Annotated in this window: 10 protein-coding genes; 6 read left to right on the forward strand and 4 right to left on the reverse strand. The window is 59.1% G+C overall.

Features of this window, described 5'->3' with window-relative positions:
• Positions 1-12 precede the first annotated feature (12 nt).
• Both UH5x_RS14720 and leuS read left to right on the forward strand, forming a co-directional pair.
• The gene (locus UH5x_RS14720; RefSeq protein WP_482632833.1) at positions 13-1056 is read left to right on the forward strand and encodes a hypothetical protein; all 1044 of its coding nucleotides are present in this window, start codon (positions 13-15) and stop codon (positions 1054-1056) included.
• 330 nt (positions 1057-1386) lie between these two features.
• Positions 1387-4239, forward strand: coding sequence for a leucine--tRNA ligase (leuS, locus tag UH5x_RS14725; protein WP_482632834.1), 2853 nt, complete (start codon positions 1387-1389; stop codon positions 4237-4239).
• A gap of 144 nt (positions 4240-4383) precedes the next feature.
• Here leuS and UH5x_RS14730 read toward each other — a convergent pair whose 3' ends face one another.
• Positions 4384-5568 (reverse strand): acyltransferase family protein, encoded by a 1185-nt coding sequence (locus UH5x_RS14730; RefSeq protein WP_482636000.1) that lies wholly within the window; start codon positions 5566-5568, stop codon positions 4384-4386.
• Positions 5569-5973: 405 nt separating this feature from the next.
• On the opposite strand from UH5x_RS14730, the gene UH5x_RS14735 reads away from it, so the two are divergent.
• Positions 5974-7215 carry a cofactor-independent phosphoglycerate mutase gene (locus UH5x_RS14735; protein WP_482632835.1) on the forward strand — a complete coding sequence of 414 codons (1242 nt, stop codon included), beginning with the start codon at positions 5974-5976 and terminating at the stop codon, positions 7213-7215.
• A gap of 72 nt (positions 7216-7287) precedes the next feature.
• On the forward strand, positions 7288-9075 hold the full coding sequence (locus tag UH5x_RS14740) for an aspartate kinase (RefSeq protein ID WP_482632836.1): 1788 nt from the start codon (positions 7288-7290) through the stop codon (positions 9073-9075).
• Between the two features lie 722 nt (positions 9076-9797).
• Here the strand turns inward: UH5x_RS14740 and UH5x_RS14745 are convergent.
• From UH5x_RS14745 to UH5x_RS14755, 3 genes are read right to left on the reverse strand one after another with little or no spacing between them, the layout of a single operon-like run.
• Entirely contained in the window at positions 9798-11222 is a 1425-nt protein-coding gene (locus UH5x_RS14745) for a c-type cytochrome (protein WP_482632837.1), read from the reverse strand.
• A gap of 33 nt (positions 11223-11255) precedes the next feature.
• Positions 11256-12482 (reverse strand): 1-acyl-sn-glycerol-3-phosphate acyltransferase, encoded by a 1227-nt coding sequence (locus UH5x_RS14750; RefSeq protein ID WP_047815685.1) that lies wholly within the window; start codon positions 12480-12482, stop codon positions 11256-11258.
• Positions 12479-14011, reverse strand: a complete 1533-nt coding sequence (locus UH5x_RS14755; protein ID WP_047815684.1) for a serine/threonine protein kinase — start codon at positions 14009-14011, stop codon at positions 12479-12481. The genes UH5x_RS14750 and UH5x_RS14755 overlap by 4 nt, the downstream gene beginning before the upstream one ends.
• 260 nt (positions 14012-14271) lie before the next feature.
• Here UH5x_RS14755 and UH5x_RS14760 point away from each other — a divergent pair, with 260 nt between their 5' ends.
• Together UH5x_RS14760 and UH5x_RS14765 are read left to right on the forward strand one after the other, a co-directional pair.
• A complete protein-coding gene (locus UH5x_RS14760) occupies positions 14272-15027 on the forward strand; it encodes a TIGR04282 family arsenosugar biosynthesis glycosyltransferase (protein WP_482632838.1) in 756 nt (251 codons plus the stop codon).
• 9 nt (positions 15028-15036) lie between these two features.
• Positions 15037-16251 carry an NAD(P)/FAD-dependent oxidoreductase gene (locus tag UH5x_RS14765; protein ID WP_482632839.1) on the forward strand — a complete coding sequence of 405 codons (1215 nt, stop codon included), beginning with the start codon at positions 15037-15039 and terminating at the stop codon, positions 16249-16251.
• Positions 16252-16272: the final 21 nt, after the last annotated feature.

Consider the following 16272-nt stretch of genomic DNA (forward strand, 5'->3'; position numbering starts at 1 on the left):
TGATCGCGAACGGTGACCGCAAAGAACGGGTGGTGGGGGGAGTGGTGGGACCTGACGGAGGCAAGGTTGTCACAATCGTTTCAAGTTTCCTGGATCACCGAAGTGGAACCGGCCGATCATCAAGATGGACGGTCTCGAGATTTCTGCGAGCACGTTCGAACCGCCGATCCCTCGCATTTTCAGTGGCATCGTTTCGTGTCTGGCAAGTTCGCTGCATTGAGAATCCTAACACGCAACCCGCTCGTCGGCATCGCGATCACGTCGATCGCCAGTTTCACGCTGGTGATGGCGATCTGGCCGCCGCAGCCGAGCCGGCATCGGGTTTCTTACCCGCAACCGGTTCGCGCTGGATCTTCTGAAACAGGTCCCAACGCGAACGTCTGGTCGCATCGCGTTGTCACCGGCGACAACGTGGACGGGTTCCGCACGCGACTGCTGGACGCTCAACAGCCCAAAGCATCCGCCAATGTGGGATGGGTGCGGTGGCGGAGTGAGGTGGCGGCCTTCTACGCGAAAGCCGAACTAAACCAAGTCGCTTCGCACGAAAGCGATTCCGAGTCGCCGCTTCGATTGGCCAGCCACTCGACTTCCGACTCGACTTCCCAACCTCCCTCCAAAGCGTCCAAGTGGGCTGCGTTTTGGCAGAGCGAAACAACCCGCACCAACGAATGGTTGGCGGGGTACGAGCGAGCCAACGCGGAGCGGATCGCGATGTTTGCCAAGACCATCGAAGTGAACACGCTGCCCATCTCGTGGCCGACTCGCGCCTGGGCATGGGCCATTGGCGTGGCACTCATGGTCGCGATCTCGGGCTGGACTTGGCTCGACGCCTCGCCGGTCCGCCGGCTGGAACTGGCTTCGCTGGGCATCCGCGATCAGAAAGCGGAAGCGTTGCAGTCCCCAGACAAGGGCGACAACTGGACAGAAATGGCGTTTCGGGCCGAATGGGTCGCGGTGACCCAACCCGCCGGAGTCTGGCTGCGGCGAACGGCGGCCGTGAGCCTGGTGGTCGCGGCAGGCGTGCTGGTTGTCGTCCGCGTGCTAGGCATCACTTAGCAGGCATCACTTAGCAGGCATCACTTAGCAGGCAGCGGACTTGCCGGAGTGGCTTGATCCGGCCTACTTGGGTGCGGACGCAGACGGCCTTTGTCACGGGTCCCGTCGTGGCGATTCCGGTCTGCGTAGGCCGGATGAAGGAGGCTTTGCGACGCCCATCCGGCAGCGACTTGGCAACGCAAGCGAACTTGCCGGAGCAGCTCTCGCACCAGACCGCTTGCCCGAAAACGCCCCCTGAGGGAACCTGTTTGCAACGCAAGGTGGTCGTTTTTTTCATCTCGAGTGCCCTGCCCTGCTCTGCCCTGCCCTTCCCCGCATCGCTAAGACGACATGGTCCGCTACAACCCCAACGAAATTGAACCTCGCTGGCAAGCTTACTGGGACGAACACCACACTTTCGCCACGCCCGATCAGGTCGGCCAGAAGAAACGCTACGTGCTGGACATGTTCCCCTACCCCAGCGGCGACGGGCTGCACGTTGGACACCCGGAAGGTTACACGGCGACCGACATCGTCTCGCGTTTCGCTCGGGCTCGCGGGGAAGCGGTTTTGCACCCGATGGGATTCGATGCGTTTGGATTGCCCGCGGAAGAGCACGCGATCAAGACGGGCGAACACCCTCGCGTTCAAACCCAACGCAACATCGACAACTTCACTCGTCAATTGAAGATGCTCGGTTTCAGCTACGACTGGGATCGGGTCTTGGCGACGACGGACGAAGAGTACTTTCGTTGGACGCAGTGGATCTTCGGCGTGTTGTACGACACTTGGTTCGATCACGAGCAACAAAAAGGCCGCCCGATTGCGGAGTTGCCGATCCCCGCGGAAGTCACCGCGGAAGGCGAATTGGCAATCGAGCAGTATCGCGACTCAAACCGCTTGGCTTACCTGGACGACGCCTTGGTGAACTGGTGCCCGAAATTGGGCACGGTGCTGGCCAACGAAGAAGTGGTCGATGGCAAGAGCGAAGTCGGTGGGCACCCGGTCAAGCGGATCCCGCTGCGGCAATGGATGTTGCGGATCACCGATTACGCGGAACGATTGTTGGACGGATTGGCGAACGTGGATTGGCCCTCCGGCATCAAGAAATTGCAATCCGACTGGATCGGTCGCAGCACCGGTGGCGAAGTCGATTTCTACTTGCAACGCGGCGCCGTCGGGGACGACACCGGACCATTCGTCGCGTTCAAGCGTGCTCGAGAAACGGAAGGCTTCCCAGCCGACCCCGGCAAGGATTGCTTGCGTGTTTACACAACGCGTCCCGACACCTTGTTCGGAGCGACCTACATGGTCGTCGCGCCGGAACACCCACTGATCGATGTGCTGGTCAAACCGGAACAAAAGGCCGAGGTCGACGCCTATCGCGAAAAGGCTTCGTTCAAAAGTGACCGCGAACGAACCGATGGCGATCGAGCCAAGACAGGCGTGTTCACGGGTTCGCACGCGATCAACCCAGCGGACGGACGCAGCATCCCGATTTGGGTCGCGGATTATGTTTTGGCGGGTTATGGAACCGGCGCGATCATGGCCGTTCCCGCTCACGACGAACGCGATTTTGAATTCGCCGTGGCGTTTGACTTGCCTGTGATCCCCGTGGTGGATCCTCCTGCGGACCACAAACAACGCGAAGAAATCATGGCTGGCAAAGCTTGCTTCGCCGCAGAAGGCGTCGCGATCAACAGCGGCGAGTACGATGGCAAGACGACCGCGGAAGTCAAAGCCGCTTTGACCGCGGAATTGGCCCAACAAGGCTTGGCCTGCGAAGCCGTCAATTACAAGTTGCGGGATTGGTTGTTCAGCCGACAACGTTTCTGGGGCGAGCCCTTCCCCGTCTTGCACGAAATTGATTCCGAAGGCAACGCGACCGGCGTGCGTCGCTTGGTACCCGATGATCAATTGCCGGTGATGTTGCCAGAACTGGCTGACTTCAAACCGCACGGTCGCCCTGAGCCACCGCTGGCGAAAGCCGACGACAATTGGTTGATCGTGGAGCTCGACGGCAAACGCTATCGCCGCGAAACCAACACGATGCCTCAGTGGGCCGGTTCATGCTGGTACTACCTGCGGTACATCGACCCCAAGAACAGCGACGCGCTGATCGATCCACAAAAGGAAAAGGACTGGATGCCAGTCGACTTGTATGTCGGCGGTGCGGAACACGCTGTGCTGCACTTGTTGTACTCACGGTTCTGGCACAAGGTCCTGTTCGACCGTGGGCATGTGTCTTGCCCCGAACCGTTTGGCAAGCTGGTCAACCAAGGCATGATTCTGGGCGAAGTGGAATTCACCAGCTTCGTGGATCCGTCCGGCAAACACGTCTCCACCAAAGACGTCAAAAAGGACGCCGAGGGCAACCGTGTCAGCAAAGCCACTGGCGAACAGGTCGAGATCGTTTCGTTGACCGAAGAAGAAGTCATCAAGAAAGGCGAAGGCTTTGTCTTGGCGTCGGACGCCTCGATCAAGGTCGATAGCCGCGCGTTCAAGATGAGCAAAAGCCGCGGCAACGTGGTCAACCCCGACTCGGTCGTTCGCGATTATGGAGCGGACTCGCTGCGTTTGTACGAGATGTTCATGGGCCCGCTGGAAGCAACCAAGCCTTGGGCGATGAACGGCGTCGGCGGCGTTCGCAGCTTCCTCGATCGCGTCTGGCGGATGATCATCGACGAACCTGAAGACGAGCTGCAGGTTTCCGCCGCGGTGGTGGACACGCCCTGCGATGAAGAACAACTTCGCGTGCTGCACCAAACGATTAAGAAGGTCACCGAAGACAACGAAGCGATGAGCTTCAACACCGCAATTGCGAAGATGATGGAATTCACCAATCACTTCACCCGCTGCGAAACACGACCACGCGAAGCGATGGAATCGTTCCTGATCTTGCTGGCGCCTTACGCACCTCACTTGTGCGAAGAACTGTGGAAGCACCTGGGTCACAACGAATCGATTTCGTTGCAGCCATGGCCGCAATGGGACGAAGCCGCGTTGGTCCAGTCCAGCATCGAGATCCCGGTTCAGATCAATGGCAAGCTGAAAGCGAAGATCTCGTTGTCACCCGATGCCAAGCCCAATGAAATGGGCGAAGCAGCGCTGGCAGACCCCGCGGTTCAAAACGCGATCGGCGATAAAAAGGTCGTCAAGACGATCGCCGTCCCCGGCCGAATGGTGAACCTGGTCGTCAAGTGACCCGGTGAGCGAACGTAGGCCAAGGTAGCCGGATTCGCCAAGAATTCGGTTCGTGTTCGTGTCCGAATCCTGGCGAATCCGGCTACGCGTTACCGGTTCCATCGAGCGGAGTCGATGGGCGACATGATTGTGGGCGACGACGAATCAGCTGATGGCTGGTTCGGTGACGGATGATGGCCGACGTAGTCGCACGGACACATTGGCGTACAAGCGACGCAGTGCCTTCGTGATCGGTTGCTCGATCCAAACGGTCACCATCCAGGCCAACGCGAATGAGAACCCGATCACGATCGCCAAACACACGATCGGTGGCAGGCCGGCTTGATCAAAGGCATGCAGCAACGCGCAGCCCAGATTGTTGTGACACAGGTACAACGCGTACGAGATCGAACTGATGGCCACGAAAGGTTTCAGCCGCAAGACGGGAATTTTTCCGTAGGCGGCCATCGTGACCAAGCCGATGATCAGGGCCGTCGCAGCCGGGTTGTGCTTGCCGTGATCGATGCTGTGGAAGACTCCCGCGGCAACGACGATGCCCAGCAAGTTCTGCCACTTCGCCCCGACACCGGTCTTGATCATATACAGCAAGAACCCGATCGCAAACAACGGTGCGAAGTCGAGCACCAGCAGATGCCTGACCGCTGTCAGAGCAGCGAACATGGACGTGTCACCATAGCTGGCCTGAGCTGCATCCAACGCGGGACACAGCACCAATGAAGCGGCGAGCAACGATCCCCAACCGACGAAGTAGCGTTGCAAGTAGCCTTTGCAGAACAGCGTCACCAAGACGAAGTAGAACATCATCTCGACTTGCAAGGTCCACATCACGGGATCGATGCACTCGTAGCCGAAGACTCGCGGCATCAAGGTCAAATTTGCCAGGAACTGCTGCGTCGAAATCGGCTGCCCATTCAACGGGGCAAACGTCACGATCCAAAGGTTCGCGAAAATCACCATCAGGAACAGCGGCACGATTCGAATCAGTCGAGCGGCCACGAAGTCGGTGGGCTTTCCACGACGCATCAGCGACATGCTGTTAACGAAACCGCTGAGGATGAAGAACAGCTCGACGCCGTAGGCACCGTAGGGCCACTCCCCGCCCAGCGGACTGGAGAAGCCAAACTTGACCGCGTAAACGTGCGTGAAGTGGAACAGCACCAAATTGATCGCGGCCATCGCACGCAGCGCGTCGAGTTCCAGAATCCGGCGATGTGGCTTCAGCGACGAGGAAGACTCACCGGCACCAGACCCACTGGGGTCTTGGCCGGGCTCCTCTGACGCGGCCACGATCGGGGACACGTTGCGTCCCCTGCGGACAGCGCGAGCCAAATGGCGGACGTCGGCGGAAGTTCTCACCGCGAGGGCCACCGGTTCGGCGGATTGTTCCCATGTGCATGCCGAAGACGGGCCTGAATAAAGGCCAGTCGCCGATGGGGAATCGGATGGTGGTGGGGCAGAATGCATCGTTTAACAATGGACCTGGAACGAGAAGGATCTCTGTGTCCTCTCAAGGATGGGTCACCCCCTCCCTCTTCACCACCGATTTTTGCTTGACTGGCGCAAGTCCGCTGCTGCCGCGTCGGTCTGTATCGGTCGATCCGGCAGCAACGGAGACGACGATAGGATCGATTTTGCGGGTTCCCGCGACATCGGTTTGGGTCGGGCCCTTTCGTTTTCGCGGGCGTTCAACGAAACTGCCGCAATTCTTTCGACCATCCAGGCGGAGCCTTCGCCATGAAATATGTCCTGATTATCCCCGACGGCTGTGCCGACGAACCGCTCGAATCACTGAACGGACGCACACCTCTGCAAGCCGCCAACCTGCCCGCGATGGACCAGATCGCCTCGCTGGGCCGTGTTGGCGTGACCGACAACACGCCGATTGATTTCCCTGCTGGCAGCGAAATCGCCAACCTGTGCCTGCTGGGGTACGACCCCAATGTGTGCTTCACCGGCCGAGCTCCTTTGGAAGCCGCCGCGCAGGGCATCGAATTGGGCCCTCACGATTGCGCCGTGCGATGCAATTTGGTCACCATTCGCGACCAGACCATGATCGACTTCACCGCCGATCACATCAGCACCGAAGAAGCCACCACGTTGCTCGCGGATTTGTCGAAGGAATTGTTCGCCGAAAACGGACCTCTGGGCAACGCTGACCTGGCCAGCCGATTGGAATTTGTCCCCGGAGTCAGCTATCGCAATTTGATGCTGTACCGCGGCGACGCCGATCACCCCTCGCCGTTCACCAACGCGACACGATCCAGCGCCCCGCACGATTTGACTGACCTAAGCGTGATGGATGATTTCCCACGTGGTCCCGGCAGCCAGATCTTGGTGGACCTGATGAACGCGTCAGCGGAGATTTTGGCCAAACACCCGATCAACGTCGCTCGCAAAGCGGCCGGCAAAGACGTCGCCACCCACGTTTGGTTGTGGAGCTCCGGCGGCGCGCCTCAATTGTCGACATTCGAGGAACGCTACGGCATTCGCGGCGTGATGATCACCGCGGTCGACTTGCTTCGCGGCATCGGTGCCCTTGCCGGTTGGCCGCGGATCGAAGTCGAAGGTGCCACCGGGTACCTCGACACGAACTACGCTGGCAAAGGCGAAGCGGCAATCCAAGCCCTCGCGGACTATGATTTCGTCTGCGTCCACATCGAAGCTCCTGACGAAGCCTCTCACGAGGGCAACGTCGAGGCCAAGATCGAAGCGTTGCAGCAAATCGACCAGCACATCGTTGCACCGCTTTGGGAAGCTCTTTCCAAGCACGACGAACACCGCATGTTGATCTTGCCCGATCACCCCACGTTTTGCCGGACCAAGAAACACACGCACGGCCCCGTGCCCCTGACGATGGCCGGCACCGGCATCGAAACTGACTCCGCGACGACCTTCGACGAGATCGCCGCGAAGGCATCCGGATGGGTGTTCGATCCCGGTTGGACGATGATGGACGCCTACATTCAAAAAGGCTGATCCTTCGGGTCCGCTGGCAAATGGACTGCCAATCCCTTTCCCTCCTTCCTTCCGTTTCGCTTCGTCACTTCCATGTCCCTGATCGTTCAAAAATTTGGCGGCACGTCGGTTGCCGACACTGAAAAGATTCGTGCCGCAGCGCGGAAGGCTATTCGTGCGCAAAAAGCCGGCCATCGAGTCGTGATGGTTGTCAGTGCGATGGGCAAAAACACGGACACGCTGCTGGATCTGGCGTCGCAAATCAGCGATGAACCACCGGCACGCGAAATGGACATGCTGCTCAGCACCGGCGAACAGGTCAGCGTGGCGTTGGTTGCGATGGCAATCCACAACATGGGATCAAAAGCGGTTAGCCTGACAGGCGGACAAATCGGCCTGAAGACCGACAACAGCTTCAGCAAGGCTCGCATTCAATCGATCGACACCGGTCGCATCGAACGCTTGCTCGACGCTGGCAACATCGTCGTCGCGGCGGGTTTCCAAGGCATCGACGATGACTTGAACATCACGACGCTCGGCCGAGGCGGCAGCGACACCACCGCGGTGGCACTGGCGGCCGTGCTGGGCGCGGACGCTTGCGAAATCAACACGGACGTCGATGGCGTTTACACCACCGACCCACGACTGCTGGCAGAAGCCCGCCGGGTGGATGTGATCAGCTACGACGAAATGCTGGAACTCGCTTCGTTGGGTGCCGGTGTGATGCACTCCCGCTCCATCGAATTTGCGAAGAAATTTGAGGTGCCGATCCACGTCCGCAGCAGTTTCTCGGATCAAGACGGCACGATGATCGTCGCCCAGCCCGAATCGGAAACCGCTCCCGTCTCAGGCGCGGCGTTGACCCGCGACGAGGCTCGCGTGACCGTGTTGGGCGTGCCAGACGTTCCTGGCATGAGTCAAAAGATCTTCTCGGCGATCGCGGAGCAGAAGGTGGCCGTCGACATGGTCGTCCAAAACGTGGGCTCCTCTGGCAAGGCTGATGTGTCGTTCACGGTCGCGGGCGGCGAACTCAAAAAAACCCTCGCAGCACTTGAGGGAATCCTGGCGTCGCTCGGTGCCGATGGTGTGACCCACGACGATCAAGTCTCCAAGGTCAGCGTCGTGGGACTGGGGATGGCCCATCAAAAGGCCGTCGCTGCCAGCATGTTCCGAGCCCTGGCCGAGGCCAAGGTCAACATCCACATGATCACGACCAGCGAGATCAAAATCTCCTGCTTGGTTCCTCGTGATCAAGCCAACACAGCCCTGCGTGCGGTGCACGAAGCGTTCTCATTGGACAAGCGTCCCCGCGACGCAAAAACATGGAACGAAATCAAAGCCAGCCATGCCAAGGAAGCCGATGTGGCCGACGTCGTCTCTCGCTTGCAAAACGACGCGTTGGAAGCGCTCACACTGACCGACATTTCCATCGTGCCCGAACAAGCTCGCGTGACACTCGACGGCGTGCCGGACCAAGTCGGTGTGGCAGCCGACATCTTTGAACAGATCGGTGAAGCTGGCATCTTCATCGACATGATCGTGCAAGGCTACGACGGCGAACACGGCAGCACCAGCGTCAGCTTCACGGTTGAACAGGCCGATGTGGATGCCGCCACCAAGGTCGCTCGAGCGATCTGTGACAAACATGAAATGCGAGACGTACGCGGTGCGTCCGGAATCACCAAGCTCAGTGTCAGCGGCATCGGACTGCGAAGCCACACGCAAGTCGGCACGGTGCTGTTCGAGCAACTGGCCAGCGCCGGCATCAACGTCGAGATGATCGCGACCAGCGAACTGCAAGTGAACGTGGTCATCCAAAGCGACCAAGCCGGGGACGCCGCAGCCAGGCTCAAACAAGCCTTCGCAGAAGCCCTGCACTGAAGTGGTGGGTGAGATGCCCGACGGCCAGGTTGCACCTGGCAACCATTTCCGATGCAACGAAGGCCAAGACGCCCCCCCAACCGCGGAGCGGTGGCATTCGACAGCCTCGGGTTTCAACCCGAGGTCCAGGTGCCCCGCACCGGCCCCAAGCCGCGGGGTGCAATCCAGGGATAAAATTGGCATTCGCAATCAGAGCGTCAATGGTGACGGCTGGTCGACTCAGTCGTCAACGACGTTTCAACGAATGATGGGCACTCTTGCCCGTCAGAGTCGGCCAAAGCAGGTACACAGGTGTCATCGCGTATGTGAGCCGTTGGCGTTAGCCACGGTTTTCACGCGCAACCGGGGCGAACGCCCAAACGGCTCACATGGTTGTGCCCGATCATTCCAGCCGACCTGCCTAGACCAACCATCACAACCCGACGCGTGAGCGAGGGACTCCCCCAACTCCCACGACGGCCCCATCCGGGGCGACCGTTTATTTTCCGGCATCGGTCTCTCGGGGCTTCCGCCCCGAGCTAAGCATGACGGCCCCATCCGGGGCGAAACCCAGATGCCAGCCACCATTTATTTTCCGAACGTCCCGAACGGCAACAGGTGGATCCGAACTCGCTGCCAACTGTCGTCGCTCCGCGACTGAAGCCAAGGCGTCCCCCAACCGCGGAGCGGTGGCATCCGATAGCCTCGCATTTCACCATGCCAGGTGGGACCTGGCCGACGTTCTACCGAGCGGCCACTTCGGTTGGTTTTGGCTCTTCGGTGGGTTCTTCTTCCGGTTCCGGTGGCGTTTGAAGTGAACGCAGGAAGTTGATCAGGTGCCACACGTCATCTTCTTCGAATTCACCTTCCACAAAGGTAGCCGCTGGCATCGGCGAACCCTCGATGCCCTGCGTGATTCGAATGTACAGATCATTCGCGGTTCCACCCCCGTGGAACAATCCTGTGGTGAAGTTTCGTGGCGAGGCATTCAGCGGCGGCAACGCACCCCGGGCGAGCAAAGGAATCAGCTGATCACGATTCTCAGGCTTGATGCCGATGCCGAGCGTCCACTCCTTGGTCCAATCGTCGAAGTCGGTTGTTTGCCCATCGCCCAATCCTTTCACGCCGTGGCACTTGCTGCACAAAGCGATCTTGCCGAGATACAGTTCTTGCCCTCGCTGGACGGATTCGGCCAAGGTTTCGGCCTGGTCGCCGTTTTGAAACGCGACGAACTCTTCATAGTTGTCCGCGACCGGCAGGTCAGCCGGTGGTTCAGGAACTTCGACCACCGTGTCTGGAGCTGCCAACCAAGCGTCAGCAATTTCCAACGCGTAGTCTTCGGCGATCTCCCAACCTTCATCAAACAATTCCTTTTCTTCTTCGTCGGTGGAATTTTTGTGAGCGGGATTGATGATGCGATCGCCGCCTTCCAAATCCAACTCAAAGATCGCGTCGTCGAGCAGGGTTCGCTCCAACTCACCGCGCCAGGAAAGGTAGATCACGTAGTCGGTCAGCGCTTCGGTTTGTTGGTCGATCACTTCTTGGTTGACCGCCTCAACTTCCTCGCCGCTCAGCGTGTCGATCGCTTTGCCGATGTGGTCCTCGATCTGCTCGTCGGTCAGCCTGGACAGAGCCACCATCGCGGTGCCTTGGATGCCGTTTTTGATCAACGTCGCCAAGTCCTCTCGGGTGGGTTTCTCGCCTCGTTCGGTCGATTTGAATTTGAAGACACCCTTGCGGTAATCACGAGGATACGGATTCAAAATCGCGGAGGACGAGCCGCGTCCATCGCCGCTGATGCCGTGACAGATGGCACACTGTTTTTGATAAAGCCCACGGCCTTCTGCGTCCGCGGGGCCCGAGGCCATCATCAGATTGTCGAGTGACACCAACGTCGCAAAGTCTTCGTCTTCCATCGCCGCTGCTGGCAACTTGGGCTGATCGGGAGTCCCGAACATCTCGGTCACGATCCAAAACGCATCCTGGGACGCCTGTTCCATCTCGATGCCCTCCTTCAACTCGTACTTCATCGCGTGCACGAGGTTGGGCTCAAACGCGACCGGCTTCGGCTCGCTGCAACCGCCAAGAAACGTCGACCCGGCCGCGATCGCGAACGCCCCAGTCAAACAAGTGAGGGATTTCGAACGACGAGGAGATTTGGACGGCATGATCGTGTTGGCGTGAGATGAGTAAGAGATGACTCAGGCCAACAAGGTGGCCTCTTGGGACAACGATGTCACCATTGTATGCAATTGGTCCCGCAATTGGCAAAGCACTGGATCCGCTTCACCGCGTGGCGGGCGCCCGGCGGGAACCGGAATGGCTTCCCCCACTTCGATCACCACTTTCATTGGCAGTGACTCCTTCGCCTTGCCAAAAATGGCCTCTTGAATGCGTTGAATCGTTTCCACAATGCGAGTGTCGGTGATTTTTCCCGGTGTCAAGTATTCATCGGGAAACGAGAGGAGAAACTGTGCCAAGTCCGCGCGTTCTGCATCGCGACGAAAAGTCGCAGGGTCGCGAACGGTGTTCTCGGCAGCAAAGAACGTGTTAGAGACCGCCGCACGAATCTTCCGCACGCGTTCTCGCACATCCTCCGTCGGTTTCGCCACCAAGCTATACCGTTCTTCGGACTGCTGAAGCAACTGCTCAATCAAACGATCACGCCGAGGACTGAGTTCGCCAGTGGAAGCATGCCCGGTGAACTCAATTTCTTTCAAAGCCAGGTAGGCCTGCGAGACTCGAAACAAACGCTCCACCAAATTTCCAATGGCCCCGGGACCGGGAGCTGGCAACCAACTCAGCGTTCGCTCCAACTCCGCCAACTGCTCGTGCGCCCAGGCATGTGCGTCTTCGAGGCACAGGTACTTCAAACCAACCGGGTGAATGACGACCTGCCCGTCCTCTCGCTTGGCACGCTTCTTCGCGGCAGCTCGAGCGATGAAGGAAACGCCATCGAGCAAGGGCTTCAACACGTCGTTGGTTCGATTGGTGGTGCCTTCAGGGAACAACACCAGAGGACGTTCCCCGCTGACCAGAATGTCGATTGCGGTTTCGAGTGCTTTGCGATCATTGCCTTCTCGAAAAACACTGAAGGCCCCCATTCGCCGCAGCGCAAACTGCTCGAACCGGTTGGTGTTGAACAAGTGCCACGATGCCATCGCATACAGATGGGTGTGGACCTCTCGAGCCAACCACCCCAGCACGATCGGGTCGGCATAGCGACAGTGGTTGGGGGCAAGCAAGATTCCGTGACCGGCTTGCAACGATTCCGCGAATCGCTCGGCGTGCCGGCATTCGAAATCGAGCACAGCCTCCTTCTTGCGAAGGTGCCAATCAATCAACCGAAAGGTTTGAATTGCAGTGGGCCAGAGGTTCCCGCGATAAGGCGGCACGAACTCATAGGGCCGATCAAGAACAACAGTCAAGACGTCACTTTCGCGAGGAAATAACCCAGAGCCAGTGCGGCCACGAACAGCGAGGTCACCACGGTTCCCAGCAACACCGGATCGATGCCCTTGCTCCGGTTGTCACCGGGTTGTGCTCGAGCGTCAGCTGCCTGGCCGCGATCAATTCCCGAACCCACACCACGTCGACTTCCAGAACTGGGTGCCCGCCCGGGCGGGCCCTTGTAACCGGATTCCACTTCCAAATCGAGAAAGCTTCCTTCCAACATATCGGCGGGCGTTCCCATCGATCCGACCTTCACCAATCGACCACTTTCGCTGGCCGCTTGATTCTGTTCCCGAATGAGCTTGGAACGACTGCTCGCCAGGGTGTCATCGTTTTTATTGGTCAGCGTGTCTTGATTGGACTGGGTGACCATCGATTCCGAACTGCTGTCGAAATCCATCGAAGACAGACTGCTGTCTTCGCCCGGGTCTTCGCCCAGCCCAACTCGAATCATTTCGCCCTTGGGCACGGCAGCCGCAAATTTCTTGAGCACCTCGGCGACGTCGGTGGCGTTTTGATAGCGGTAGCGAGGATCCTTCTGGATCATCTTCACCACGATCCCTTCCAATTCGCCGGGACACTCTGGTCGCAGCTCTCGAATCGCCTTGGGCATTTCGTTTTGGTGCTTGGCGATCCGCTGGGCCAGCGTGCCTTCGGCGAAGGGTGGCCTGCCGGTCAGCAGAAAATACAACGTGCAGCCCAGACCATAGATGTCGACTCGGTGGTCCACCGTGTGACTGTTCAGGGCTTGCTCAGGTGCCAGGTAGTCGGCCGTGCCGAGGACATTCTCATTGTTGGCGACGGTCAGAGATTCATCATCCCCGGTTTTGGTCACCAGGGCCAATCCCATGTCCAACAACCGAACCCGGCCATCGCTGTCAATCAACAGGTTGGCTGGTTTGACATCGCGATGAACCACGCCGCGATCGTGCGCGTGTGCCAATCCACGGGCAGCCTGGGAAATGAGTTCCGCGGCGGTGGAAAAATCGAGCGGTCCGTCGCGCCGCACCAACACCTGCAAATCCACCCCGTCCACGTATTCCATGACGATGTAGTGGACGTCACCGTCGTTATCAATGTCGTGCGCCAACACAATGTTGGGGTGGTTGAGTGACGCGATGGCTTTGGCTTCCAGTTTGAAGCGAGCCAGATACGAGGCATCGTTGACGCGTTTCTTGGGCAGCACCTTGATCGCACGCTTGTCGCCCAAACCGGTGTGTTCCGCCAGATAAACGCTGCTCATCCCGCCCGATCCAATGTGGCCGAGCAGTTTGTATTTGCCTAGGAAGAAGCCTTTGTACTTCCCTGTGAACAGCTTCTCGATGTGCCAATCGGTGAGCAGGCCCGCTTTTTTGTAGGCCATCGCCAGCTTCTTCGAACTGGCCGGCAAACTGCCCTCACACTTTTCACGAACCTTTTTTAGGAACCGTTCCTGCGTGGCTTCGTCAACCAAGTTGCTCCGTGCAACCATCTCGACAAATCGTTCCGATGTGATCGAAGCCATGGTGTGTGGAAGAAAATCCAGTTAGAAGACAAGTCCGATGGTGAAGATCTCGATCGCAGAGACGCCAAACAAAGGAGGTCAGTGAGGCGGCGAGGTTATCCGCGTCCGACCGCACCCTCAATCAAGTTTAACCAAAAACTCACGTCTGGCAGAACGAAATTGCGGGATTGCCAACCGCGGAGGGCGGAATTGTAAACCAATCCGCCATCGCTGAGTGGTCGCGAGCGTGGCCGATTCCTGACTCTCTCAAAGCTAATTTCATGCCCCATCCATCCCTGATTTCGAATCCATCCCAGGAGGCCCACTGCCGGGCCGTCCGCAAACTTGGCCTGATGGCCAAAGTCGCGGCCCCTGGGAAGGTCAAAACAAGACTGGGTGCCACCATCGGATTCGACCATGCGGCCCAAATTCACCAACGATTCCTCGACCAACTCTTCCACGAACTACGGGACTGGGGAGATGAGCGGCACTGGGTGGTCACGCCGATCGAATCGGTTTCGCACCTGACCCAAGTCACGCCAGCGAAGTGGCGACTCACCGACCAGGGGAATGGGGATCTGGGCGATCGCATGCGACGCTGGTTTGCCGACCACCTGCCTGACCGCCCTGCTCTGCCCCGCACTCACGCGATTTTGATTGGAGCGGATTGCCCCTTGCTGACTTCCGCAGATATCGACGAGGCCGATCGACTCTTGCGCGAAAATGATCTCGTGCTGGGACCGGCGGCGGACGGCGGCTACTACCTGATCGGGCTTTCCGGCCCTCTCGCCGATCCCATTCTCGACACGTTGTGGAGCAACATTCCCTGGAGCACCGACGAGGTTTTCCAACGCACCGTTGCCGCGGCTGAGTCGATGGGGCGAAGAATTGGCAGGCTGCCCGTCCGGTCCGACATCGACACGGAAGAAGATTTGACAGCCCTCCTTCATCAAATCGAACATCCAGCCGACAATGCAGGTGCCCCCACCCCCCACATCGAACTCGCACGAGACCTACGCCGCATCCTTTCCAGCTAGCGATCTGATTTGTCTACCATCCATCCCGCATCGAGCGACGCCCCTGCCCCTTCCGACCGCCAATCCACCGGCACGCTGATCGTCGGGGGCGGCGTGATCGGACTTTCCATTGCCTGGGAACTCGTCCGCCGGGGCGAAAACGTGACGGTGATCGACCAAGGCCCGATCGCTCACGGAACCTCGTGGGCCGCCGCGGGAATCTTCCCCCCCGCCAACTTTGATCGTGCGACCGATCCCATTGATCGCCTGCGCGGCTTCAGCCACACGCTGTGGCCGCTGTGGTCTCAGCAGCTGCTGGATCAAACCGGCATCGATCCCGGACTGATTCGCTGCGGCGGGCTGTACTTGGCAGAAACGGTTGGCGAGGCCTCTGCACTGACCGGCATGATGTCGTACTGGGCCGACCTCGCGGTGGAATGCGAGCGCATCGATGAATCAGAACTGCTGCGCCGGCAACCTCGGTTGAAGAACTGGGCTCAAACCAATCCGTGGATCCAATCCCATCCGACCAGTGCGGCCTGGTGGACGCCTGACGAATATCAAATTCGACCTCCACGTTTGCTGACCGCCCTGGCCACCGCTTGCCAAAGCCAAGGCGTGACGCTGCTTCCCCACAACACACTGCTCAACCTTTCCTCCCACGCAGCGGGCTGCTCCGCGACCATTCAGTCACGAGATGCGACCGATCACCTGCTGCAAAGCGACCGCACGGTCCTCTGTGGTGGCGCTTCGATGGGAAGCATCTTCCCCGAAGCCCGATTGGACTCCTCGGTGATTCCGATCCGCGGTCAAATCCTGCTGCTCAACAGCGAAACCTTCACCGACCCCATCGTTCTGAACGTTGGCAATCGCTACTTGGTCGCTCGAGGGGACGGGAACGTGTTGGTCGGTTCCTGCGAAGAAGAAGTCGGGTTCGAACCGGGAACCACCGACGATGTCATCCAAGGACTGCGATACTTCGCGAATCGAGTTTGCCCTGAATTGGAATCAGCCAGCGTCGCTTCGCACTGGTCGGGACACCGTCCCATGACCTTCGATGGGTTCCCGATGATTGGCCGCGTGCCGGACCAGCCTCGTTTGTTCGTCGCGGGTGGGCACTACCGCAGCGGGATCCACTTGGCGTGCGGAACCGCTGTCGCGATGGCCGATGCGATCGAGGGCAAACCATCCTTCATGGAACTGTCCGACTTCTCCGTCGGCAAACAGCAAACGGCACCGCGGTGACCGTTTGGTTTGCCCCGGGTT

Source organism: Rhodopirellula sp. UH5 (assembly GCF_056839225.1).

Excerpts from the sequence above, each read along its gene's own strand:
- UH5x_RS14735 (WP_482632835.1), top strand. The coding sequence starts at position 5,974 with ATGAAATATGTCCTGATTATCCCCGACGGCTGTGCCGACGAACCGCTC.
- UH5x_RS14740 (WP_482632836.1), top strand. The coding sequence starts at position 7,288 with ATGTCCCTGATCGTTCAAAAATTTGGCGGCACGTCGGTTGCCGACACT.
- UH5x_RS14755 (WP_047815684.1), bottom strand. The coding sequence starts at position 14,011 with ATGGCTTCGATCACATCGGAACGATTTGTCGAGATGGTTGCACGGAGC.
- UH5x_RS14745 (WP_482632837.1), bottom strand. The coding sequence starts at position 11,222 with ATGCCGTCCAAATCTCCTCGTCGTTCGAAATCCCTCACTTGTTTGACT.
- leuS (WP_482632834.1), top strand. The coding sequence starts at position 1,387 with ATGGTCCGCTACAACCCCAACGAAATTGAACCTCGCTGGCAAGCTTAC.
- UH5x_RS14760 (WP_482632838.1), top strand. The coding sequence starts at position 14,272 with ATGCCCCATCCATCCCTGATTTCGAATCCATCCCAGGAGGCCCACTGC.